The 21,581-nt window shown below is 44.5% G+C and carries 19 protein-coding genes; 5 read left to right on the top strand and 14 right to left on the bottom strand.

Annotation, left to right across the window (positions count from 1 at the left end; all coding sequences use genetic code 11):
* The first annotated feature begins 144 nt into the window (after positions 1-144).
* Positions 145-594, top strand: a complete 450-nt coding sequence (locus DUN60_RS04780) for a tellurite resistance TerB family protein (RefSeq protein ID WP_114633307.1) — start codon at positions 145-147, stop codon at positions 592-594.
* A 33-nt stretch (positions 595-627) separates the two neighbouring features.
* On the opposite strand, the gene DUN60_RS04775 is transcribed toward DUN60_RS04780, so the two are convergent.
* From DUN60_RS04775 to DUN60_RS04750, 6 genes are all read right to left on the bottom strand, one after another.
* A complete protein-coding gene (locus tag DUN60_RS04775) occupies positions 628-1,065 on the bottom strand; it encodes a hypothetical protein (RefSeq protein ID WP_017077881.1) in 438 nt (145 codons plus the stop codon).
* Positions 1,066-1,067: 2 nt separating this feature from the next.
* Complete coding sequence (locus DUN60_RS04770; RefSeq protein WP_422641390.1) at positions 1,068-1,793, bottom strand: winged helix-turn-helix domain-containing protein; 726 nt, start codon at positions 1,791-1,793, stop codon at positions 1,068-1,070.
* A gap of 419 nt (positions 1,794-2,212) precedes the next feature.
* Positions 2,213-2,908, bottom strand: coding sequence for a hypothetical protein (locus tag DUN60_RS04765; protein ID WP_004734745.1), 696 nt, complete (start codon positions 2,906-2,908; stop codon positions 2,213-2,215).
* A 16-nt stretch (positions 2,909-2,924) separates the two neighbouring features.
* Complete coding sequence (locus DUN60_RS04760; protein WP_004734744.1) at positions 2,925-3,281, bottom strand: antibiotic biosynthesis monooxygenase family protein; 357 nt, start codon at positions 3,279-3,281, stop codon at positions 2,925-2,927.
* Between the two features lie 325 nt (positions 3,282-3,606).
* Positions 3,607-4,137 carry a 3'-5' exonuclease gene (locus tag DUN60_RS04755; RefSeq protein WP_004734743.1) on the bottom strand — a complete coding sequence of 177 codons (531 nt, stop codon included), beginning with the start codon at positions 4,135-4,137 and terminating at the stop codon, positions 3,607-3,609.
* A gap of 87 nt (positions 4,138-4,224) precedes the next feature.
* On the bottom strand, positions 4,225-5,763 hold the full coding sequence (locus DUN60_RS04750; protein ID WP_114633305.1) for a sensor domain-containing diguanylate cyclase: 1,539 nt from the start codon (positions 5,761-5,763) through the stop codon (positions 4,225-4,227).
* 350 nt (positions 5,764-6,113) lie between these two features.
* Between DUN60_RS04750 and DUN60_RS04745 the strand changes: the two genes are divergently transcribed.
* The 3 genes from DUN60_RS04745 to DUN60_RS04735 all read left to right on the top strand — a co-directional run bounded on the left by DUN60_RS04745 (position 6,114) and on the right by DUN60_RS04735 (position 11,689).
* Positions 6,114-6,746, top strand: a complete 633-nt coding sequence (locus tag DUN60_RS04745; protein WP_017091262.1) for a DUF2760 domain-containing protein — start codon at positions 6,114-6,116, stop codon at positions 6,744-6,746.
* Positions 6,746-8,710 (top strand): Hsp70 family protein, encoded by a 1,965-nt coding sequence (locus DUN60_RS04740; RefSeq protein WP_114633304.1) that lies wholly within the window; start codon positions 6,746-6,748, stop codon positions 8,708-8,710. The genes DUN60_RS04745 and DUN60_RS04740 overlap by 1 nt, the downstream gene beginning before the upstream one ends.
* 138 nt (positions 8,711-8,848) lie before the next feature.
* Complete coding sequence (locus tag DUN60_RS04735) at positions 8,849-11,689, top strand: Hsp70 family protein (protein WP_114633303.1); 2,841 nt, start codon at positions 8,849-8,851, stop codon at positions 11,687-11,689.
* Positions 11,690-11,845: 156 nt separating this feature from the next.
* Here the strand turns inward: DUN60_RS04735 and DUN60_RS04730 are convergent, their stop codons facing one another.
* The 8 genes from DUN60_RS04730 to DUN60_RS04695 form a co-directional block, all read right to left on the bottom strand.
* Positions 11,846-12,061, bottom strand: coding sequence for a hypothetical protein (locus tag DUN60_RS04730; RefSeq protein WP_054546551.1), 216 nt, complete (start codon positions 12,059-12,061; stop codon positions 11,846-11,848).
* Between the two features lie 256 nt (positions 12,062-12,317).
* On the bottom strand, positions 12,318-12,791 hold the full coding sequence (locus DUN60_RS04725; protein ID WP_004734736.1) for a DUF2947 domain-containing protein: 474 nt from the start codon (positions 12,789-12,791) through the stop codon (positions 12,318-12,320).
* Between the two features lie 152 nt (positions 12,792-12,943).
* Positions 12,944-13,531 carry a ribosomal protein S5-alanine N-acetyltransferase gene (rimJ, locus tag DUN60_RS04720; protein WP_017109695.1) on the bottom strand — a complete coding sequence of 196 codons (588 nt, stop codon included), beginning with the start codon at positions 13,529-13,531 and terminating at the stop codon, positions 12,944-12,946.
* Between the two features lie 18 nt (positions 13,532-13,549).
* Complete coding sequence (gene tyrR, locus DUN60_RS04715; protein WP_017077872.1) at positions 13,550-15,094, bottom strand: transcriptional regulator TyrR; 1,545 nt, start codon at positions 15,092-15,094, stop codon at positions 13,550-13,552.
* Between the two features lie 164 nt (positions 15,095-15,258).
* The gene (locus tag DUN60_RS04710; RefSeq protein ID WP_114633302.1) at positions 15,259-16,311 is read right to left on the bottom strand and encodes a YcjF family protein; all 1,053 of its coding nucleotides are present in this window, start codon (positions 16,309-16,311) and stop codon (positions 15,259-15,261) included.
* A gap of 14 nt (positions 16,312-16,325) precedes the next feature.
* A complete protein-coding gene (locus DUN60_RS04705; protein ID WP_114633301.1) occupies positions 16,326-17,699 on the bottom strand; it encodes a YcjX family GTP-binding protein in 1,374 nt (457 codons plus the stop codon).
* A 204-nt stretch (positions 17,700-17,903) separates the two neighbouring features.
* Positions 17,904-18,089, bottom strand: coding sequence for a hypothetical protein (locus tag DUN60_RS04700; RefSeq protein WP_004734731.1), 186 nt, complete (start codon positions 18,087-18,089; stop codon positions 17,904-17,906).
* Between the two features lie 163 nt (positions 18,090-18,252).
* Positions 18,253-19,770, bottom strand: coding sequence for a fumarate hydratase (locus DUN60_RS04695; RefSeq protein WP_004734730.1), 1,518 nt, complete (start codon positions 19,768-19,770; stop codon positions 18,253-18,255).
* A 254-nt stretch (positions 19,771-20,024) separates the two neighbouring features.
* Here DUN60_RS04695 and pabB point away from each other — a divergent pair, with 254 nt between their 5' ends.
* The gene (gene pabB / locus DUN60_RS04690) at positions 20,025-21,404 is read left to right on the top strand and encodes an aminodeoxychorismate synthase component I (protein ID WP_114633300.1); all 1,380 of its coding nucleotides are present in this window, start codon (positions 20,025-20,027) and stop codon (positions 21,402-21,404) included.
* The last annotated feature ends 177 nt before the right edge of the window (positions 21,405-21,581 follow it).

The following is a 21,581-nucleotide window of genomic DNA, read 5'->3' as shown; positions in this document are numbered from 1 at the left end:
TGTGCTCCTTATCGCTCGCCTATCCGTAATGTCAGTTTTTAGTAAAGACGCTTGCGATCACACTCTGTAGACCCAATAGTTGTAGTTATAGTTGATAACTATCAGCGTTACGGAACCCGATACAAATTATAACTGGAGCTCGTTATGTTCAATTCTCTCACATCAATGTTTAAACAATTGATTGAAGGCCAGGACCTAAGCAAAAACCAAGGCGCATCACCTAATGTCGCCATTGCGAGTTTATTGTGTGAAGTCGCGGGAGCCGACCATCAGATCAATGAATCAGAAAGAGTCGCTAAGCTACAGCTTCTGCAACGTTTGCTGGATTTAGATGAAGATCAAGCAAAGGTTCTGCTAGCGCAAGCAGAACCGAAAGTAGAGCAATCAGTATCGCTGTATGACTTTACATCGCAACTCAGAGACCTATCTCAGCCAGTGCGAATCGACTTAATCAAAGCGATGTGGGAAGTGGCGCATGCCGATGGAGAAATTGACCCTATCGAAGATTCTGTGATCCGCAAAACAGCGGAACTGCTCTACGTTGACCACAGTGACTTTATCAAGACTAAGCTGAACGTACTCGGTAAAAGCTAACCAAAGGCTCTCTACTAGTATTAAGCCTCTGTATTAGCGTAAGCGATCGCCATGCATGATGCCTTTGAGCTCTAACGGCGTGCCCTTCTTAGTGACATAAAGGCCACGCTGATTTGATACCAACACACTGCGCTTGCCTTGCGTTTGTTGAATGTATAAGTGCTTGATATTGAATGTCTGCTTATCTTGAGCCTGATCCTGGTCTAATTGATAAAGGTAGTAATGATTCCCCCAGCGCAAGAACACACCAAACATCTGCTTAGTTTGAGCGACATTCCCATCCATGTCATAGCCAATGTACTGCATTTTGACTCGACCATTTTCCAATCGGAGCGAGATTCTCTCCCAACCAACCATCGGGTATTCCGCAGAAAATCGATAGGTACTTTTGGTTGCGAGCCCAGAGATTAAGCCTACATTTAGAATCACAAAAAGCGTCAATAAGATAGGCATCCAAAACTTACGATTCATACTTATTGCCCTCGCTCATTGTTATTGTCGCCTTCGCAAGAGACAGTTTTAAACTGATGGCTTATCTCTTTCCAATGTCCATTTATCAAGGCGACGGCTTGGATATTTTGACACCCAACGCCAATGCGATGCAGATAGAGCGAATCAACACCGAGCTCTGACACGGTATCCAACTCTTTTATGACGGCTTCATCAAAATTCAAACTGTCGTGATAAACATCCATACCTCGGTAGGCACTCTTATCTATAAAAAATGCAAACTGATAAAACAGCATGAGAAGAAGCGCGCTGACTACAATTCCGGCAATACGAGATTGGTGACGAGCGATAAAGTGCTTCGCCTTAAACTGACGTGATAGTGAACCCTGTTGCTTTGATTGCCCAGCTTGTTGGTTCATGCCAGAAGGCTTAAACGGTGTCGCTGATGTTAACTCATCGACGATGGTGGTTTTCTCTGAAACGATGGCGGCTTTCTCTGAAAACGCAGCTTCAACATGCGCTTCAGCGGTAGATGTTGGCATCGATAAATAACTACCTACCTGTTTCAAACCATTGAAGCTGTACCCTTCCTTTTGAACCGTTAAGATTTTGCAATCACACTCAAACGAATTTAATGCAGTGCGAATGTTCTTAACCGCGACATTAAGTGAACTGCCCGTCACAACCCTGCCCGGCCAGCAATGCTCAAGTAAAAAGTCTCGACCAACGGCTTTTGGGCTGTTCTTCACTAGATGCTCAAGGATCAGACCTTCCGAGGGGGATAAGGTGACCCGCTTACCAGATTCCGAATCAATGAGTGTGTTATTAATCAACTCGATGCCCGAAGCGTCTAAGGTGATTTTTTCATGGCTATTGGCGTTCATTTCGGCGAGGTGTTCATAAATAAAAAGGTCATCAAAAAAGTGTTTGTTTGGTCGAACTAATAGCAAACCATACATAGAAAAGAGTAGTGACAAGTTTAGCCAATAATTAAGCCAAATATAAGCTCAGCGAGTAACAATATAAAATAACAACAAAGTGAGTCAGTCACGTAAACTAACTCACCTTTGAACATAGCCAAGGTTTAACTCTAAACTGGTCATGTCCTATATTAAAACCTCGTCGTTACGCAATCTAAAAACGAGGTCACAATTCTGTTCTAGCGAAATTAGAGTTCCAGTTTGAATCCAAGTTCACTTACCATAACTTCAGCGAAGCCTAACTTTACTGCATTCAACTGATTGGCAACTTCGCGCGCTTGCTCTTCGTTTTTAGCCAATATTGCCATTGAATAGACTGGCCTGATCATCGCTTTTTGGTTTGGCTTCTCTTCTGCTATTTCTTGATGTTTTAAATAAGCAGACGTAATCACACCTTGAGCACTCCAATCGACAACCATTTGTAAATCTTTGCTAATAACCTCATCGACAATGAATTGATTCTCAGGCTCTTTCCAAGCGAGTTCTACTGCGTAGTTTGTGAAAGCTACGTCCGTGTTCAACCACTTATTACCGATGTCTCGGATTTCAGTCACCTCTACAAGCTCTTTAAATTGGAATGGTAAGTTACCAATCAAGTCTCTAACGTGCTGCTCACTGTCCGCTTCAATCACAAACTTAATCATCGGAAACTTTTTATCCCCAATAAAGCTTTGTGATACGAACATATCGTGGACCAAGCCCGCATCAATCAGGTTGGCAAATGCTTTTTTCTGATGAGGCATTGCTTCAAATACGGCTTGGGCGTCATCGGTTTTCCAAGCCACTGACACGCCGTATGCCGCTGCGTGGGCATGGGTTGAAAAAAGAATGGCTGAAAATAGAAAGCTAAAAATAGCTAAAAAGGTTCCTAGAGTTGTTTTCATTGTGGTGGCTTCCTAATTAGTCGCGAATAATTTCATACAAGTTAGGGTCAGCAGAAACCCCTTCAATTTTTAAAGGTGGTAATTCTTTTCTCATCGCCTGTATCGCATCATGGAAATGCTTTTTACTTTCCCACTCTGCAACATTAATAAAACGGTATGTCGCATCCGAGCTTAACGAGCGGTGCAATTTGGTAGAGATATATCCTGGTTGCTTCACCAATACGTCTCGCGCATCTTCCCAATACGTTAACGTAGCGGCTTCATGGGCTGGCTCGACTGAAAAAGTGTTTATCAATACAACGGGTTGTGCCGAAACCAACGCACTTACGCTTAGCGCCCCCAGTGCCAATCCATACTTAATAATGTTCTTCATCCTATTCTCCTTGTTTTGGGTGAGCTAACGCTACCACCTAGCCCTACCCAATCAAGGTCGAAACCTGAGATTTAATATTAATTAAAAAGCTAAATTTCAAACGAATATTATTCACTCGTAAAATAAGCGATGTAGCCATTCACTATTGATAAACCACTTGTTGAAATTAGGTTTTTGAGGATCGTCATTACCCTCAAATAACAGGCACAAAAAAACCACCTAATAAGTAGGTGGCTCTTCATTTTAATAACTCACAAGATTCAGGCTAACTTTAAGTGTTTAACCTTTCAGTATTTAACCAAGCGCCTCTCTGAAATACAAACGATCACAACATCGTCAGCGCAAGCTTTGCCAAGTTATAAGCGTCAACATAACCAGAGTGCTGACGACCTTCCCACTCAATGTTTTTCGCTTCTTGAGCAGCACGGTGACCAATACGTTTCTCTTTCAATCGATTCTGAACTCGATAAAGTGTGGCGATGTTCAAGAACTCGCTAAATGGCGGTTCGATGCCTTTCTCAATACACTCTTTGTGTAAGATAAGGTCGTCACGTCCCCACGCTGCATAGATTTTCTTTGGGCCACCGAAGTTCTTAATCATCGACTTGATAACAGACTCTAATGGGCGACCCTGTTTTTCGATTTTACGAGGTGTAATACCCGTTAACTCGGCGCAGAATAGAGAGACTTCGTCTTTTTCGGGCTTAACGTAATATTGCGCGCGCTTCACGATGGTTCCAGATACAAGATCGATCTCAGCAAGACCAATTTCAATGATCTCCCCTGTTGTTCCTACACCGTCTTCGCTCCAACAGCACATTTCCAAATCGAAACACACCACTCGATTGTGATTCATACGTCGCCTAATTCTCTCGTCAAAAATTTCGTGAAATTGTACATGAGCCTAATAAAGAACTCGACCCCAGTTGCATCAAGTGCTCATTTAGCCTGCAATTGTGACTCGATTTCGGCCATTTGACTTACTTAGGTATAACATGCTGTCAGTTTTTTGAAGGAGCGCTTCAATGTCTTCATTAGTGCGGATGGTCGCCCCGATGCTTAGAGTACAACTCAATAGCTGGCCAGAATGCTCGCAATGAGACTCACTCACCGTCTCCAAAATACATTCTAAATAGCGAGACAATGAGTCATGTTCAGTGATGCTCGAAATGATACCGAACTCATCCCCTCCCATCCGGAATAGGTTATCTCCAGACTTCAAGCTCACTGAGATAACCTTAATCACATGGATAAGTAACGCATCACCGGCTGGGTGCCCAAACTTATCATTGATCTCTTTAAACTTATCAACATCAAACACTATTAAGCTAAACGGCTTATCGCTTTGTATCGATTGACCAAGCATCTTATTAAAAGCTCGGCGATTATAAATTTCCGTTAAACTGTCATGATTGGCAAGAAAGCGAAGTTCTTCTGTTCTTTCATCAATCATTCGATACAAGCGCTCTTTCTCTCGAATTTGCAGGTTCACAATATAAGCAAGCAGTAACGAGATAGTAGTACCAACTATGCCGATTCCCGCCAACACTAAGTAACCATTAAATGAAATACATGCATCTATCTTGAAGTCGATGATCCATTCACGATTAGTTAATGTAATCGTCTTTGTAATGTGCTGCCCAGTTACCGCTTCATAACCATTGGTTTCGAACATTATCGGGGCATCTTCAGCTTCAAAACCGCTATCGGTAACACGCACATAAACGTCCATATCGCCGACAGTAGATGCCAGAAGTTTCTCAAAATAGTATGTGGTACGAACAACACCAATCACAACCCCTAACAAATTGTCAGTTTGACCATCAAACACAGGGTGGTAAACCAACATTCCGCTCTTAGGTGTATTGCTGTCTAAACCATCTTGCAATAGACGAACTTTGTCTGAAATATTCGCTTCACGTGTTTTTTTAATGTTATCAATGATCAGATTAAACCGCTCACGAGAAGAATAAAAACCCAAAACACCGTTGTTCACTGGATCATTCGGATATATATCTGTCGCGATAAATACGGGCTCACCATCCAAGATATAACCATAAGTTTTTGGCCCATGTTTAGGGATAGTAAACATTCTATAGGATGGGTATTGAGCTTTCATTTTGGCGGTGTGCTCGGCAAGATCTTCTACCGCTACTTTTTGCATCCACTGCAATCCGATCAGGCTTTTCGAACCGTTAATCGTTTGCTGAGCAAAACGATCAAATCGATCCCGACTATCGACATCATTAGAATAGAAAAAATTTGCACCGGAACCGATATAAGCGACATCGTTATCAATAAACGCTTTTAAACTGAGCGTTTGATGCTGTGCAAAGCTATCCAGATTCTCATTCAAAGACCTATTTTGATTCAACGCAACTAAAACAAAACACAACACCGTCATCAAAAATGTGGCAAAAAAGACAACTAACGGCAAAGTTCGTTTCTTCAACCCTGTTATAGGGTCGGTAGTGTGGGGCATACAGCTTCCCATATGATGTTATTTTGAGTCGAAAGTATACACTGCCGGAATGCTAGGCTCTATTTATCTTTGACTCTCACAATGGGATAAAACTAACACTATTTACAACCCATGGACATTTGCGGCTAATAAACCAACAAATCTCGATTAACTTTCAAGCTAAGTCACCAAAAAGCCAGTTTATTGAAAACATTAAATAAAGCCCTTAAGCCTTGAATATGCTAGTATCCACCCATATTTATAGCTTGAAAGTGACCATTTCGGCCTTATGCCACTGAGTTTCTTTCCAACCTGTATATTCCTTTAAACCGACGAATATACCGTTAAATCAATTTTAAAGAGAAATCACTATGATCGTTGATTTGAACCTAATCCCACAAACGTTTGATATGCTTCACGCAGGCCTAACGGCATCAAGCGTTTTACTACTGCTAATTGCCGTTTCTCGTAAAACCAAAGTGGTTGAGAAAGTCGTAGAAAAACCAGTAGAAAAGATCGTTGAAGTTGAAAAGCCAGTTGAGAAAATTGTCGAAGTAGAGAAAGTTGTTGAAGTTGAACGTGTGATCGAAAAAGTAGTAGAAGTTGAATCTAAGCTGGCAACAGCACCAACAGATTCTGCAATGCAGCTACTGTCTATCATGCAGCAAGAAGCTCGTTTAATTGACTTCCTAAAAGAAGACCTAACATCATTCTCTGATGAAGAAGTTGGCGCAGCTGCTCGTGTTATTCACACTGGCGGTCAAAAAGTATTAGCTGATTACGTAACGCTTTCTCACATCCGCACTGAAGATGAAGAAACACGTATCACTATTGCTGAAGGTTTCAACCCTCAAGAAATTCGCCTCACAGGCAACGTAACGGGTAACGCACCGTTCAATGGCACATTGGTTCACAAAGGTTGGAAAGCAACTGACATGAACCTGCCTAAGCTTGCTGAGAACTACGATGCATCTGTGATTGCACCGGCAGAGGTGGAGCTATAATGGAACACCAAAGTCATTCAGCTCAAGAGCTATCTTCTCAAGAGCAACATCAAGCGCCTAAGTTCAGTATTGGTATCGATTTAGGTACCACACACTGCGTTTTGTCTTTCATCGACACAACCAATGAAGATGCTCGTGTAGAGGTGATGCAAATCCCTCAGCTAACGGCACCTGGTACAGTAGAAACTCGCAGCCAACTTGGCTCGTTCCTATACCAGCCGCACGAACATGAAATGAATGCGGGTTCTCGCGTTCTGCCTTGGTCTTCTGAGCCTAAAGCTCTGGTTGGTGCTATTGCGCGTAACCTTGGTTCTAAAACCCCTATCCGTTTGATAGCAAGTGCAAAATCTTGGCTATGCCACGGTGGTGTGAATCGTCGTGATGCATTCCTTCCTGCAGGTAGCCCTGAAGAAGTTGAAAAAGTATCTCCGCTTAAGACCACTGAACTGTACCTTGAGCACCTTAAAGATGCTTGGAACCACGCTAACCCAGAACACAAACTGGCAGACCAAGATGTAACGATCACCGTTCCAGCTTCGTTTGATCCTGCGGCTCGTGACCTAACGGCTGAAGCTGCGCGTAATGTGGGTTTCACTCACCTAACGCTTCTAGAAGAGCCACAAGCGGCTCTTTACAGCTGGATTGATAACAGCAACGACACATGGCGTGATGAAGTGAACGTTGGTGACATCGTTCTTGTTGTCGATATCGGTGGTGGTACGACTGACCTTTCGTTGGTTGAAGTAACACAAGATGAAGGCAACCTAAGCCTGAACCGTATCGCTGTAGGTGAACATATCCTACTGGGCGGCGACAACATGGACTTGGCTCTCGCTTACCGTCTGAAAATGAAACTTGCTCAAGAAGGTAAAGAACTGGCTCCTTGGCAGGTTCAAGCGATGACTCACGCGTGTCGTGATGCGAAAGAAGCATTGCTTAATGATGCTGAGTTGCAATCAGTGCCAATCGTTGTGCCTAGCCGCGGTTCTAAACTACTGGGCGCAACACTGAAAACAGATCTGACTCAGCAAGAAGTACAACAAACATTGGTTGATGGCTTCTTCCCGAAAGTAGCGGTGACTGATCACCCAGTACAAAAGACGCGTGGCGCACTGACTCAAATGGGTCTGCCTTACGCTCAAGACGCAGGTATTACTCGTCACATTGCTGCATTCCTTTCTAAGCAAGCGAACGCGCTTTCTGGAAATAGTGAAACCGCTCAGCAAGATTTCAACCCGTTTGCAAACATGCCCGGTATGCCCGGTACAGAAGCGCAAGGGTCAGAAGCGCCAGCAGCAGACTTCATCAAACCAACAGCGGTACTGTTCAATGGTGGCGTTCTAAAATCGAACCTACTTGCTGACCGTCTATCAGACACGATCAATGAATGGTTGATTAACGCAGACGCAGAATTCGCTAAACAGCTTTCAGGCCTAGATCTAGATCTAGCAGTTGCAAGTGGCGCTTCTTACTACGGCGCAGTACGTCGTGGTCAAGGCGTTCGTATCCGCGGTGGTATCGCTTCTTCTTACTACGTAGGAATTGAAAGTGCGATGCCAGCTATCCCAGGTATGGCTCCTCCAATGGAAGCACTGTGTGTTGCACCATTTGGTATGGAAGAAGGCTCAAGCGTTCAAGTTCCTAGCCAAGAGTTCGGCCTCGTGATTGGTCAGCCTGTTCACTTCCAATTCTTCGGTTCAACAACACGTCGTGAAGATGAAGCTGGTACGCACCTTGATCACTGGGCTCCAGAAGATCTTGATGAGCTTCCTGAAATCCAAGTGACACTGCCTGTTTCTGAAGGTCGTCGCGAAGGCGAAGTGGTTCCGGTGACTTTGGCATCTCGTGTTACTGAACTAGGCACGTTATACCTAGAAGCGATTGCCACTGACAATGGTCAGAAATGGCACGTTGAGTTCGATGTTCGTGAAGACTCGAATAACGACTCAAACGAACAAGCATAATGAATCAACGGCACCTTAACGGGTGCCGTTATTTTATCAATGCGATTCCCTAGCCCTGTATTAAAAGCATTCCAAAGACAATAATAAGACCAAGACTATCCATTAACTGGTCATCACTTTGGCAGAATAAGGTTTTGTATGGCATCTCCTCGTTTTTTAGTCGGCATTGACTTAGGCACAACGAATACTGTTGTCGCTTACTGTGAAATCAACGACGACCTACAACATGCTCCCGTTTCTCTTTTCGATATTGACCAACTCATCGGCCCCGGTGAAGTGGTTCGCAAGCCGCTACTTCCATCATTTCGTTATCATCCCGCACAAGGTCAGATCTCCCCTTCCGATCTCACCATGCCTTGGGAACCGAGCTTAGTTGAAGGCGATATTCAAAATGTCATTGTAGGCGAATGGGCACGAGAATTAGGTGCTAAAGTTGAAGGTCGCCAAGTATCGAGTGCTAAAAGCTGGTTATCTCACCAAGCGGTTGATCGTAACTCCGACATTCTGCCGTGGGCAGGCGCAACTGACGTCGATAAGGTGTCTCCTGTTGTGGCAAGCGCCAGCTACCTCAACCACATTCGCCAAGCATGGAACTACCGTAACCCAAGCAACAAGCTTGAAGACCAAGATGTTGTAGTCACCGTTCCCGCTTCATTCGATGAGACAGCACGCAAGCTGACACTCGAAGCGGCAGAACTGGCGGGCTTAGGTAAGATTCTGTTACTCGAAGAGCCGCAAGCCGTTTGTTATGACTGGTATGCACGTCATCAACAAACCGCTGCCGATGAACTTCAGCAAATCCCTCTGATTCTAGTGTGTGATGTCGGCGGTGGTACCACCGATTTAAGTTTGATCGAAGCAAGCTTCAACTCAAACAATGGCGATGACCAAGAACTCGAACTCGACCGTATCGGCGTTGGTGAACACTTAATGCTCGGTGGTGATAACCTAGATTTAGCCCTTGCCCACCTTGCAGAGCAACGCTTCAATCAAAACAAAAAGCTGAATGCCTCAAGCTTAACCAAACTGATTCAACAGACTCGCGCCGCAAAAGAGAGCCTGCTTTCTGCTAACGCGCCAGACGATGTGAAGATCACCATGCTGGGCAGCGGTTCAAAACTACTTGGCGGCACCAAAAGTATTGGTTTAACGAAACAAGAAGTTCATCAGATTGCACTGGAAGGTTTCTTCCCACTTTCTGAGTTTACGGAAGTACCCGACAAACGACGTAGCGCGGTGGTTGAGTTCGGCCTACCCTACGCTGCAGATCCTGCGGTAAGTAAGCACGTTGCCGAATTCCTAGCGACACATCAGCAAGTATCTAAAGCCGCATTGGAAAAGTCAGACTCTGTCCAGTTTGATGATACCAAACCTGCAATTCCTGTTGGTGTGCTACTCAATGGTGGTGTGTTCAACAGTGAGCTGGTAACAGAGCGAATTACTCAGCTACTGGGCAACTGGAACGGTTCTCCAATCACAGTGCTTGATAACCCTCATCCAGATTGGTCTGTTGCACTTGGGGCAGTAGCCTTTGGTAAAGCACGCCGTGGTGCACAACTAAAAATCGGTGGCGGTGCTGCCCGTTCTTACTTCTTGCATCTGCAAGAGAAAAACAAGATGGGTAAAGCGCTTTGTCTGCTTGCCAAAGGAACCGAAGAAGGCCAAGAGATACGCTTGAACAGCCGTCGTTTCTCGCTGACTTTAGGTGAGCCGGTACGATTTAATCTTCTGACTTCAACACACGATCAAATTGCTCATGACACCGCTATTCAAAATGGTGTGATGGTCAATGTGGATGCCGACTTGTTCTCCCCTCTTCCACCTTATATTTCTACGCTGGAAGGGTCTGGTACTGCAGAGCTTCAAGCCAACCAAAAAGAACGCGTCGAAGTATTGCTCGCGTGTCAATTAACAGAAGTCGGCACTCTGAAAATGGAGTGTGTGAGTACAGAAGATGACTCTAAACGTTGGTTGCTCGAGTTTGAAGTAAGAAACAAGCAAGGTGATGAGTCTGATACCGCTAAACTTCACCCAAGACTGGATGAATGTAAGGAATTGATTTCTCGCCTGTACAGCGGCAACAAAAAGAGTGCTGAATCGAAAGAGATCAAAACACTATCGAAAGATCTTGAGAAGCGATTGGGTAAACGCGATGAATGGGACTTCACGACCCTTCGTCACCTGTTCGATACCTTCTCATTAGGTCGTAAACGCCGCCGTCGCTCTGAAGCACACGAGAAGAACTGGCTGCGTTTGGCGGGTTACTCGCTGCGTCCCGGTTTTGGCGATCCGACTGACTCATGGCGTATCGAACAAATTTGGGGCCTTTACCAGCAAAACATCCAATTCCAGAACCATCAAGGCTGGACAGATTGGTGGGTATTCTGGCGTCGTGTTGCGGGTGGCCTGAATCAAGAGCAGCAAGAGAGTATCTTGGCTGACATCGCTAAGTACCTTCACCCGGGGGCAATGAAAAACCCTAAGACAGCCAAAGATGCGCAAGACAATGGTTATGAAGCCATGGTTCGCTTAGCGGCGTCACTTGAGCAACTGGAAGTGGAAGACAAAGTGCTGCTGGCAAGCTGGTTCTTGAGCAAAGCGATTAATCATAACCAATTTGAACAAGCTCACTGGTGGGCGCTAGGTCGATTAGCATCAAGAACGCCTTTGTATGGCAGCCAACACAGCGTAATTCCTAGAGAGCAAGCTGAACAGTGGTTACCAAAACTGCTTGAACAGAACTGGCAGAAAGAGCAGATGATCGCCTTCGCTGCTGTGATGATTTGCCGTAAAACCGGTGACCGTCAATTTGATATCTCTGACGACTATCGTAATCAAGTGATTGAGAAGCTAAAGCAAAGCAAGGTACCTGATTCATGGCTAACGCTAGTGAGTGAAGTGACTGAACTTTCTGAGAGCGAGTCTAAGCGCGTATTTGGTGATGCATTACCAAGCGGGTTAAGCCTGATTAATAACTAGTTTCAGGGCTCAATAGATTGGAGCGCTAACTAGTAAAGAAAAAGCCACTTTCGATTCGTTGAAAGTGGCTTTTTTATTGGTGGCTTAAGGCTGGTATGTTTAGTCGACTTATCGCATCTTGGTTAAGAGCCTTAGCCGTATTGCAGTTCATCATTGTTAATGTTTCGTTCCTGTTGGGTTGATAGGAAAATCCGTATTTTCATAAATATCAGATAACTTTTTCGGTTTCTTCTCTTTAGCTCCTTTGTTGGATTGATTATGAGTTTCGCTTAAAAGCCATTGCTCATGCATTTTTGCTGAATCCAAAAACTCTGGATCTTCCATTGCTTCCTTGCGAAGTTTATTTACACGTTCGAGAGTATCCCAAATCATAATACTTCACCTCCACTAAGGCAGTACTATAAAGATAACCCAAACCCACAAAACTTCAACCAAGCCAATGAGATAGCGATCTCAATTTCGAAAATTACTAGATCTAAGCTAATGGAAACCCTCATCAGAAATCGGCTTCAAATGGCGTGTATTTAACGATGATCCTCGACGATCTTTAGCCACAAAAAAAGCGAGCTCAGAGCTCGCTTTTTATCAATCTTTTGTTCAACATTCGCTTGATTAAGTAGTGTCTTACTTAAGCTCGGTTGCCAATTTTAACGGTACCATTTGTTGCAAACCAAAGTGCTTCTGAACGGCGACGACCTAGTAAAATTGGGCCATCATCGTAGAACAAAAAGTTCTTCCAATGTTTCTTAAATACTGACCATTTAGTTTCAAGGACGTTGTATTTTTCGTAACAAAAATAAACAGTTACGTCATCTTGCCAATCAATGAAGTTTAGGATTTCTTCTGGCATTTCTGGTTCGTCGGCTTCCCAATTCGCCATCCAGCTGATCTCTTCATTCCAGTTCGATGCTTTGCTTGGCCAGTCTTGCGAACTTAGTCTTTCTGCGTCCGGGCTTTGAGGGCTTACGTTCTCTTTCCAAAACTGAGACGCCCTTGCCTGTGTCATTGGTTTAATCTTTTCCAAGTCCTCTGCCGGTAATGGCATCGACTGGTGAGTAAAAATCCATTTTCTTTGGTATTCGTCCAAAGTTGTATATGACATCAAAATTCCTCAAATTTCTTCTTAGGCTTATGGATTACCATGCCTATATGCTCTTTTTGATACAGTGACGGTTTCATTTTATCTATGCTCGTCACTGCCTCTAAATCTGTATTTACGTTTAATTGATACTTACGCCTAATGACTATTGGTATCTAAACAGCGCGTCTATCTTCCCAGTTCGGGTTAACTAGCGCAGTCAGTATATGGTCTTCCCATTTACCGTTGATCTGCAAATAATCTTTGGCAAAGCCTTCACGAACAAAACCTAAATGCTCCAATACACCAGCGCTACGCTCATTATGAGGCATATAACCCGCCATCAAACGATGCATGTTCTGAACATCAAACATATAGTCCTTTGCCATGCTTAAGCCTCTGCGCATGTAACCGTGGCCTTGTGCACTTTCAGCAAGCGAATAGCCCACGTTACACGCATAGAAAGGGAATCGAGACAGATTGCTGAATGAAATGGTGCCCAACATTTCGTTAGTGTCATCATTAACAAGCAAACAGTAATAACCTAGCCCCATTTTATGAAGCTCATTTAGCTTAATCAGGCGCTGCGCCCAACCCGTTCTATCAAAAAACACATCTTCACGAATTGGTTCCCAAGGCTTAAGGTACTCTCGGTTAGTTTGAAAGTAATCACTGATCATATTCGCATCGTCTATCTCTGCGGTGCGTAGAATCAGGTTTCCATCGCGCTTATAAATGCGTTCTGGTGTGCTCAAATCTTCCATAATCATGTTCTTATTCGATCAGTTCTTTCTGATACCGTAATCGCGAAGTTTGTTCGCAATTGAGGTGTGAGAAACATTCAGACGTTTTGCTAACTTACGGCTCGATGGGAACGACTGATACAGCTTCTCCAGAATCTGAGATTCATAGTCTTTCATGATCTCGTCAAGCGAGCCGTCTAAGCTCAAGTTCGCCATTCCAGCAGTCATGGTTTCAAGCTGTGGCAGGTGGAATTGCTCAACCGTTAAAGTATCTGAATCCAACTCTGTTAGTGCACGTAAAACCATATTATCTAACTGACGAATGTTGCCCGGCCATTGGTAGTTACCAAGCTGATCGATTAACTCTTGAGTCAGTTTTGGTTTTAACATGCCTAACTGCTGCGCGTATTTAGCAACAAACAGTTCCAACAGCGGTGCTACGTCGTTTGAGCGTTCACGCAGTGCCGGAATAGACAGAGTCAAAACGTTTAAACGGTAGAACAAATCTTCACGGAATGAACCTGAGTCAGCTAATTCAGAAAGACGATGACGTGTTGACGCGATAATACGCACATCGGCGTGCATCTCTTCTTCTTCGCCTACACGTCGGAATGAACCATCTTGTAAGAAACGCAGCAGTTTGATTTGTAGATGTGGGCTCATCTCGCCAATTTCATCTAAAAATACAGTACCGCCATTCGCTTGTTCGAAAATGCCTTTATGACCTTGTTCATGATTGAATGAACCCGGAGCATGACCAAACAATTCCGTTTCCGCTACGTCATCAGGCATCGATGCACAGCTTAGAATCAAGAATGGGAATGACGCTCGGTTCGAACGGTTATGACACGCTTTAGCCAGCATCTCTTTGCCCGTACCAGTGTCCCCTTCAATAAGCAGAGGTTGATCCAGCATAGCCAGTTTCTTAGCTTGGCTGATCAAGGCTTTATGGCGATTAGAGACACCAACAAAGTGTTCAAAACCTAGGTTATTCTGTTCAGGGATTGCGTCTGGCGTGTTCATCTCTTGGTTGCAAGAACGAATTGTCATTACCGCGCTAGCCAGTACCGCTTCGTTCACATCACCACCGAGGTAAATCGGCAGGATCTCAATAGAGAAATCTAAACCATCTAACACCACAACTTCACGATGACGTGTTACATCGCCTTCAATCCAACGAGCGAAGTTAAAACTAGGAACGAACGTCGCTAGCGGCTCACCGATCACTTCGTCTTCTTGCTTGTTAAAAAGGTTCAATGCAGCGTGGTTTGCCATATCGATTGAGCCTTTAAGGTCAATCGCTATCACAGGGTCAGGTAGGTTTGCCAGCAGAGCAATCAACTCTGTGTTATGCCTTTCGCTTGGCATAAATTGGATTTTACGTACATCCTTCACACCTGAAATTCGGCGAATTTCAGCCATAAGTTCACTAAAAGCATCAAAATTGATATCAGGACAGTTTAAGTAAATAATGCCTTTAACATCAATTTCGATTCCTCTTAAATCAATGCTTTTTGAGGCCAAGATATCGAGCAACTCACGCGTTAAGCCGAGTCTGTCTTCACACAATACTTCAAGACGCACAAATAGTCCTATTATAGGTGTCAGGATAAGTTGACAGTAGTGTGGATTAAGCTCTGAGTTCAGTCAAGAAGAAGAGTAAACATATGTTTACTCTTCACTCGCAAACGACTCAATGTCATACACTTTGTTGGTCAGTAGCTCGCTTTATTGATAAGCAACTCACTCTATTTAAGCGTAATGCGCTTTATTTCAGAAAGGACGGCTTTACGAAGATCTGATATTTTTACTTTTCGCTCATTATGCCAAGGCATAGGACGCAGCAATGTCATGGCTTTTAAACCCAGTCTCGCGGTGAGAATACCGACACCGAGCCCCTGTCCTGCTCGAGCTGAAACCTTGCCTGCAAGATCCATCGAGACGAGGTCCATACTCGCGTCTATCGCGAGTTCACTGGCACCTGCCGCTGCCATGTTGATCAACACCAACTTGAACAACTTAATACGCGACCAGTAACCAAGCTCAATGCCATACACATCAGCAAGCTTGTCTATCATGGTGAAATTGCGCCACGCCACCAGCAACATATCGGCAGCCGCCAATGGGCTCACAGCAACCAAAGCGGCCGATTCGGTCGAGAACTTAGTGACAATTTGAGTCGCCACTTTATCTTGTTGGGCAACAACGAGTGCATCATACATATCCAAGACTTCAGCATCGCTGTGCGCAGGGTTAATGCTGTTTCGCCATTTATCATAAGCGGGTGATTCAGCGACAATACCGCCCTGCTTCGCAATGTGTTCACAGAACGCTTTGCCCTTGCCGACACTTTGGCTCTGAAGTAGCTCTTCACTCTGCTCTTGAACGCTGAAATGATCTTTCAATGAGCGTAACTTCCATAGCTCTTTGCCTATTGCACCCAAGCCTAATGAAGCAATGGCAGCAATAAAGCCAGCCCAACCTAACGCGAGCCAGTCTGCTGTTTGAATCGCGGTAATGACAGAGTCAATTGCTTGCCAACCGACTAAACCGGAGAAAGCGACTAACAAGCCAGTTCCAAACCACTTCTTCTTTTTGCTCGGTCGAATCACTTGTTCCAATTGTTGCTCAGCATCACCATCAAGATCGGTTTCTACTTGTGGTGCAACGGGCACAAACTTTTCTTGTTCGGTAAACAGTTTTTGAGCACCCAAGTCTGGGTTAACTTCATTCTTATCCGGCTCATCGAATGAGGTCTTCAAAGGTTCATCAAAGACCTGTTTTGTTTTTAATTCACTCATTTTGATTGCCTCAATTACTTCAACTTGTCGCCAATGAGATACTCTAAAACCTTGTCGACTCTCAGATGCTGACAAGGCTCGTCAGAGTGCTGTTCAATCGGCCTAAAGCTTGTGAAATCAAACTGGTTGGTTTCCCAATACTGTTTGTTTGGCAGTTTACGCGGTACCTCTCCCGGATACATGGTCTGAGGTACGTTATCTAAAGTCACACCTTGCAATGCGGGGACATTGTCTGAACCTGACGAGATATAACCCGCACTCGTCGCTTGAATAGACGCGATACTCATGCAGCTCATGTCGATGTGTTCAAACGCCGCCTGTTGCCAAGCAGGATGCACCATCTGCTGTAACAGCGATACTAAGTTCGGATGTTGATCCGGTGTCACGTGGTCAGCCTTGGTGGCTGCGAACAAGATCTTGTCGATCTTCGGCGCGAATAAGCGTCTTAAGATATTGCTTCGCCCGTACTTAAAGCTCTTTAATAGCTGCTCTAATGCGCCACGCATATCCATGAAAGAGTCATAGCCCGCATTGAGCGGCTGTAAGCAATCCACCAGCACGATTTGTCTGTCGAACGTCGCGAAGTGATTCTTGTAAAACGCTTTTACGACCTTTTGTTGATACTCTTCATAACGCGCTTTCAATACTGCGTAGTTACTGGTTTTTGAAAACTTATCTTCTGGTGCTATGCACGGGAAAAATTGCAGTACAGGCGCACCTTCAAGTTCTCCAGGTAACACGAACCTACCGGGTTGTACCCAATGCAGTCCGTTATTCTTACAAGTATGAAGATATCGAGTGTAGCTATCAGCAATCGCGACCAGTTTCTTTTCGTCAGCATCTGCTAATAAATCAATGTCACCGCGGATTGCGTTCCAGTCTTGTGAATAGGTTTCCCTGTCGCCTTTCAACGCTGCGAATTGAGATTGACTCCACGTATCAAAGTCCATATCCAACAAGGGTAAATCAAGTAGCCACTCTCCCGGGTAATCGACAATATCGAGGAAGAGCGTACTGTTTTTACTCAGTAGCTTTTTCGCGCCCTTCGCAGGTTTATATTTGATGGCAAGACGAATCTCACTGACATCACGCGTCGGCACTGGCCATTCTGGTGGCTGAGCATTCAACGATTCCATAGCTTCATCATAAGAGAAACGTGGGATCATCATATTGTTTTGAGGAATGCGCTTAGCGCCAATAATTCTTCCGTCTCTCGCTGATGCAAGTAGAGGCAGATTTTTGTGGGTAGACGTATGAAGAAGCTGATTAACCAGCGAAGTAATGAATGCAGTCTTACCCGCACGAGAAAGCCCCGTGACCGCGACTCGAATGTGAGAATCCGTTCCTCTGCTTATAAAGTCACTCATTTCTTGAGTTAGGTGTTTCATTTGAACGACTCCGTGATAGTTAGGCTAGCTGATTATGATAATAGAGAGGCAGCCTATGTTCTTTCCCTGTTGGGATAGTATGTATGCTTTTTCTTTTTCTAATAGTAGTGAGTATGCAATACACATTCTTAATGCTAGATGAATAAAAGCCCCTGACTACATTCATAATCAGGGGCTTTAGAATTTTTCTGCGGTATCCGACGTTTAATCGTCTTCAATCAACTTGTAGATAACAAACAGTGCAATCTCTGCAATTAGCCAAAGCGCACAAGTAATCGTCACGTATTTATTATCAAAGATGCTGATCCCTTTCAAGATCAGGTCGTAACCAACAAAAGCACCAATCACCACTGCCAAGATAATCTGTAGGATCTGAATAAAACGAGGCATTCCTCTCTCCTATATTCTTATATCAAACTATGTGTTTATCACTATATCATTGATAATAAGACAAAAGTGCAAATAATGCTGCACTTTTGTCTTCAACTTTCTGTCAAGAATTGCAATTCAAACGCTGAAGCTAGCGCCTGTTACGACTTTTGACTTCGGTAAATTATGCTTTTTCAGCTTCAGCAATTTTCACTTTCCACGTATCAGGGCCGATCTGGTGCGCATTCACGCCGTTTGAGTCAACCGCTACCGTTACAGGCATGTCTTCAACTTCAAATTCGTAAATCGCTTCCATACCGAGATCTTCAAACGCAACCACGCGTGCTTTTTTAATTGCTTTCGCGACTAAATAAGCTGCACCGCCAACCGCCATCAGGTAAACCGATTTATGTTGTTTGATTGACTCTACCGTTGCAGGGCCACGTTCTGCTTTACCAATCATGCCCATAATGCCTGTTTCTTCTAGCATCATGTCAGTGAACTTATCCATACGAGTAGACGTTGTCGGGCCAGCAGGACCAACCGCTTCATCGCGTACCGCATCAACAGGGCCTACGTAATAAATGAACTTACCTTTCAGGTCGACGCCTTCTGGTAAACCTTCACCACTTTCAAGCATGCCTTGAATACGCTTATGAGCAGCATCACGACCGGTTAATATCTTGCCTGATAGAAGAACCGTTTCGCCAGTCTTCCACTCTTGAACGTCTTCTTTGGTAATTTCATCAAGGTTAACACGGCGTGTATTCGCGCCAGCTTCCCAAGTAATGTCTGGCCACTCTTCTAACTTAGGTGGTGTTAGCTCTGCAGGGCCGCTGCCGTCTAGCGTGAAGTGAACGTGACGCGTTGCTGCACAGTTCGGGATCAAGCAAACAGGCTTTGAAGCTGCATGCGTTGGTGCTGTTTTGATTTTTACGTCCACGACAGTGGTTAGACCGCCAAGACCTTGTGCACCAATACCAAGCTTGTTTACACGGTTGAAGATATCAAGACGAAGCTCTTCTTCAGCGTTCTCTGGACCTTTGTCGATAAGATCTTGGATATCGATGTGTTCCATCAGAGATTCTTTCGCTAGTACCGCTGCTTTTTCAGCCGTACCGCCAATACCTATACCTAGCATGCCCGGTGGACACCAGCCCGCGCCCATTGTTGGTAGCGTCTTCTCTACCCACTCTGCAATATCATCAGAAGGGTTAAGCATTACCATCTTGGTTTTATTCTCAGAACCGCCGCCTTTTGCCGCGATTTGAATTTCAACTTTGTTGCCTGGAACCATATTAATGTGGACAACCGCTGGTGTGTTGTCTTTGGTATTAATACGCTTACCTGCAGGGTCCATCAGGACAGATGCACGCAATGGGTTATCTGGATTGTTGTAAGCTTGACGAACGCCTTCATCAACCATCTGTTGTACTGTCTGATCCGTTTCCCACCTAACATCCATACCGATGTTCACGAAACAAGTAACAATACCCGTATCCTGACAAATTGGACGATGACCTTCCGCAGACATACGCGAGTTGATAAGAATTTGAGCAATCGCATCTTTTGCTGCTTGGCTCTCTTCTTTCTCGTACGCTTTTTCTAGGGCTTGGACAAAGTCTAAAGGGTGATAATAAGAAATGTACTGAAGTGCGTCAGCGACACTGCTGATCACATCTTGCTTACGAATAACCGTCATTGCATGCCTCTTTATTGTTCTGGTTCCATGTGGGTTCTTGGTGTGACTGTTTTTGTCTAACCGGGTTAGTTGGTTTAGCTTTTTATTATGTTGAGCTGTATTTAGTTGCTTTAGCAATCGCTTGCATAGCTTTAAACTAAACCATTTGGTTTGCACCGTTCTAATCAAGAACCCATTTTATTTTCAATTTATGATACTCTTGCTTCCTCTCACACGCCATGCAGTGATCGAACTCTTTGTCACAAATTAAACAAATGAATAACAACGAATTTCGCTCTATCCAAATCAAGCCGCTTGAATATCAATCAACTTTAGCTAAACAGCTGTTTTCTCATATTGAAAGTATGCCGTGGGCAATGCTATTACGCTCTGCTTCAGAAAGCCACGTTGATAGTCGATACGACATTTTAGTTGCTCAACCCATCGCCACCTTCGAAACTATCGGCGCAGAAACGACCGTTAATGTTAATGAAGAGTGCGAGGTTTCAACGTCGGATCCTTTCGAACTACTCGACCAATATCAACAGCAATTATTACCAACGACAACGGAACACAGCGAATTACCATTCGTCGGTGGTGCGTTGGGTTATTTCAGCTACGATTTAGGTCGACGTGTTGAGACATTACCTTCTCTAGCGCAGCGTGATATTGAAGCTCCTGACATGGCGGTTGGCTTATATGAATGGGCCATTGTCGTTGATCACAAACTGAAGACGGCATGTATTGTCGGCCAAAATATTGATTCACATCTCGATTGGTTAACCTCGCAGTCAAAGCACAATGCAGTAATCCAACCTGCCTTTGGATTAACGACACCATGGCAATCCAACATGAGTCAAGATAGCTATGCGAACAAGTTCGATAGTGTTCAAGAGTACCTGTTATCCGGCGATTGCTATCAGATTAACTTGGCTCAGCGTTTCAATGCCCAATACCAAGGCAGTGAATGGCTAGCCTATGACAAATTAGAGCAGTACAACTCGGCACCCTTTTCTGGCTTCATCCGTTTGGCCGACTGCGCAATCATCAGTGTTTCGCCTGAACGATTCTTAGAACTCAATAGTGGCACCATTGAAACAAAACCGATCAAAGGCACACGCCCTCGTTCTGAAAACCCTATGATTGATGATGCCAACGCACAAGACCTGGTCAACGCCGATAAAGATCAGGCAGAAAACTTGATGATCGTCGACCTGCTTCGTAATGATATTGGCCGAGTCGCAAAGCCGGGATCGGTTCATGTACCAAAGCTCTTCGATATTGAAAGCTTCCCTGCCGTGCACCACTTAGTGAGCACGATACGAGCAGAGCTTGATAACCAATACTCTGCAACTGACCTTCTGAGAGCCTGTTTCCCTGGAGGGTCGATTACCGGAGCACCAAAAGTGCGAGCAATGCAGATCATTGAAGAGTTAGAACCCCATCGACGCTCCGCTTATTGCGGCAGCATCGGCTACATCAGCCGAAATGGCAGAATGGATACCAGCATTACCATTCGTACGTTAGTTGCTGAAAACAACACGCTATATGCGTGGGCTGGCGGCGGTGTGGTGTTCGATAGTGACTGTGCCTCTGAATACCAAGAGACGCTCGATAAGCTGAGTCGCATTCTGCCTGTGCTTGAAGAATGCTAAGCATAACGTCATTAACTGACAGTTTCGCTGCTTAACGGCCAGTAAAAGCTCTATATAAGAAGAAACCGAAATAAAAAGAAACCGAAGGATCGTAAGATCACTTCGGTTTTTTTAGTCTCTGAGCCAGAGCGTGTGAATGACCACTTCTGACTAGCGATGCTTAATTAACAATCTTTA

It is taken from the genome of Vibrio splendidus (assembly GCF_003345295.1).
In the GTDB taxonomy this organism is placed as follows: Bacteria; Pseudomonadota; Gammaproteobacteria; order Enterobacterales; family Vibrionaceae; genus Vibrio; species Vibrio splendidus_K.
The sequence above is the reverse complement of the archived record's forward strand: the minus strand, read 5'-3'. Positions and strand labels throughout refer to the sequence as shown.

Coding starts and splice junctions, on each gene's coding strand:
- DUN60_RS04780 (WP_114633307.1), top strand. CDS start 145: ATGTTCAATTCTCTCACATCAATGTTTAAACAATTGATTGAAGGCCAG.
- DUN60_RS04775 (WP_017077881.1), bottom strand. CDS start 1,065: ATGAATCGTAAGTTTTGGATGCCTATCTTATTGACGCTTTTTGTGATT.
- DUN60_RS04765 (WP_004734745.1), bottom strand. CDS start 2,908: ATGAAAACAACTCTAGGAACCTTTTTAGCTATTTTTAGCTTTCTATTT.
- DUN60_RS04760 (WP_004734744.1), bottom strand. CDS start 3,281: ATGAAGAACATTATTAAGTATGGATTGGCACTGGGGGCGCTAAGCGTA.
- DUN60_RS04755 (WP_004734743.1), bottom strand. CDS start 4,137: ATGAATCACAATCGAGTGGTGTGTTTCGATTTGGAAATGTGCTGTTGG.
- DUN60_RS04750 (WP_114633305.1), bottom strand. CDS start 5,763: ATGCCCCACACTACCGACCCTATAACAGGGTTGAAGAAACGAACTTTG.
- DUN60_RS04745 (WP_017091262.1), top strand. CDS start 6,114: ATGATCGTTGATTTGAACCTAATCCCACAAACGTTTGATATGCTTCAC.
- DUN60_RS04740 (WP_114633304.1), top strand. CDS start 6,746: ATGGAACACCAAAGTCATTCAGCTCAAGAGCTATCTTCTCAAGAGCAA.
- DUN60_RS04735 (WP_114633303.1), top strand. CDS start 8,849: ATGGCATCTCCTCGTTTTTTAGTCGGCATTGACTTAGGCACAACGAAT.
- DUN60_RS04730 (WP_054546551.1), bottom strand. CDS start 12,061: ATGATTTGGGATACTCTCGAACGTGTAAATAAACTTCGCAAGGAAGCA.
- DUN60_RS04725 (WP_004734736.1), bottom strand. CDS start 12,791: ATGTCATATACAACTTTGGACGAATACCAAAGAAAATGGATTTTTACT.
- rimJ (WP_017109695.1), bottom strand. CDS start 13,531: ATGGAAGATTTGAGCACACCAGAACGCATTTATAAGCGCGATGGAAAC.
- DUN60_RS04710 (WP_114633302.1), bottom strand. CDS start 16,311: ATGAGTGAATTAAAAACAAAACAGGTCTTTGATGAACCTTTGAAGACC.
- DUN60_RS04705 (WP_114633301.1), bottom strand. CDS start 17,699: ATGAAACACCTAACTCAAGAAATGAGTGACTTTATAAGCAGAGGAACG.
- DUN60_RS04700 (WP_004734731.1), bottom strand. CDS start 18,089: ATGCCTCGTTTTATTCAGATCCTACAGATTATCTTGGCAGTGGTGATT.
- DUN60_RS04695 (WP_004734730.1), bottom strand. CDS start 19,770: ATGACGGTTATTCGTAAGCAAGATGTGATCAGCAGTGTCGCTGACGCA.
- pabB (WP_114633300.1), top strand. CDS start 20,025: ATGAATAACAACGAATTTCGCTCTATCCAAATCAAGCCGCTTGAATAT.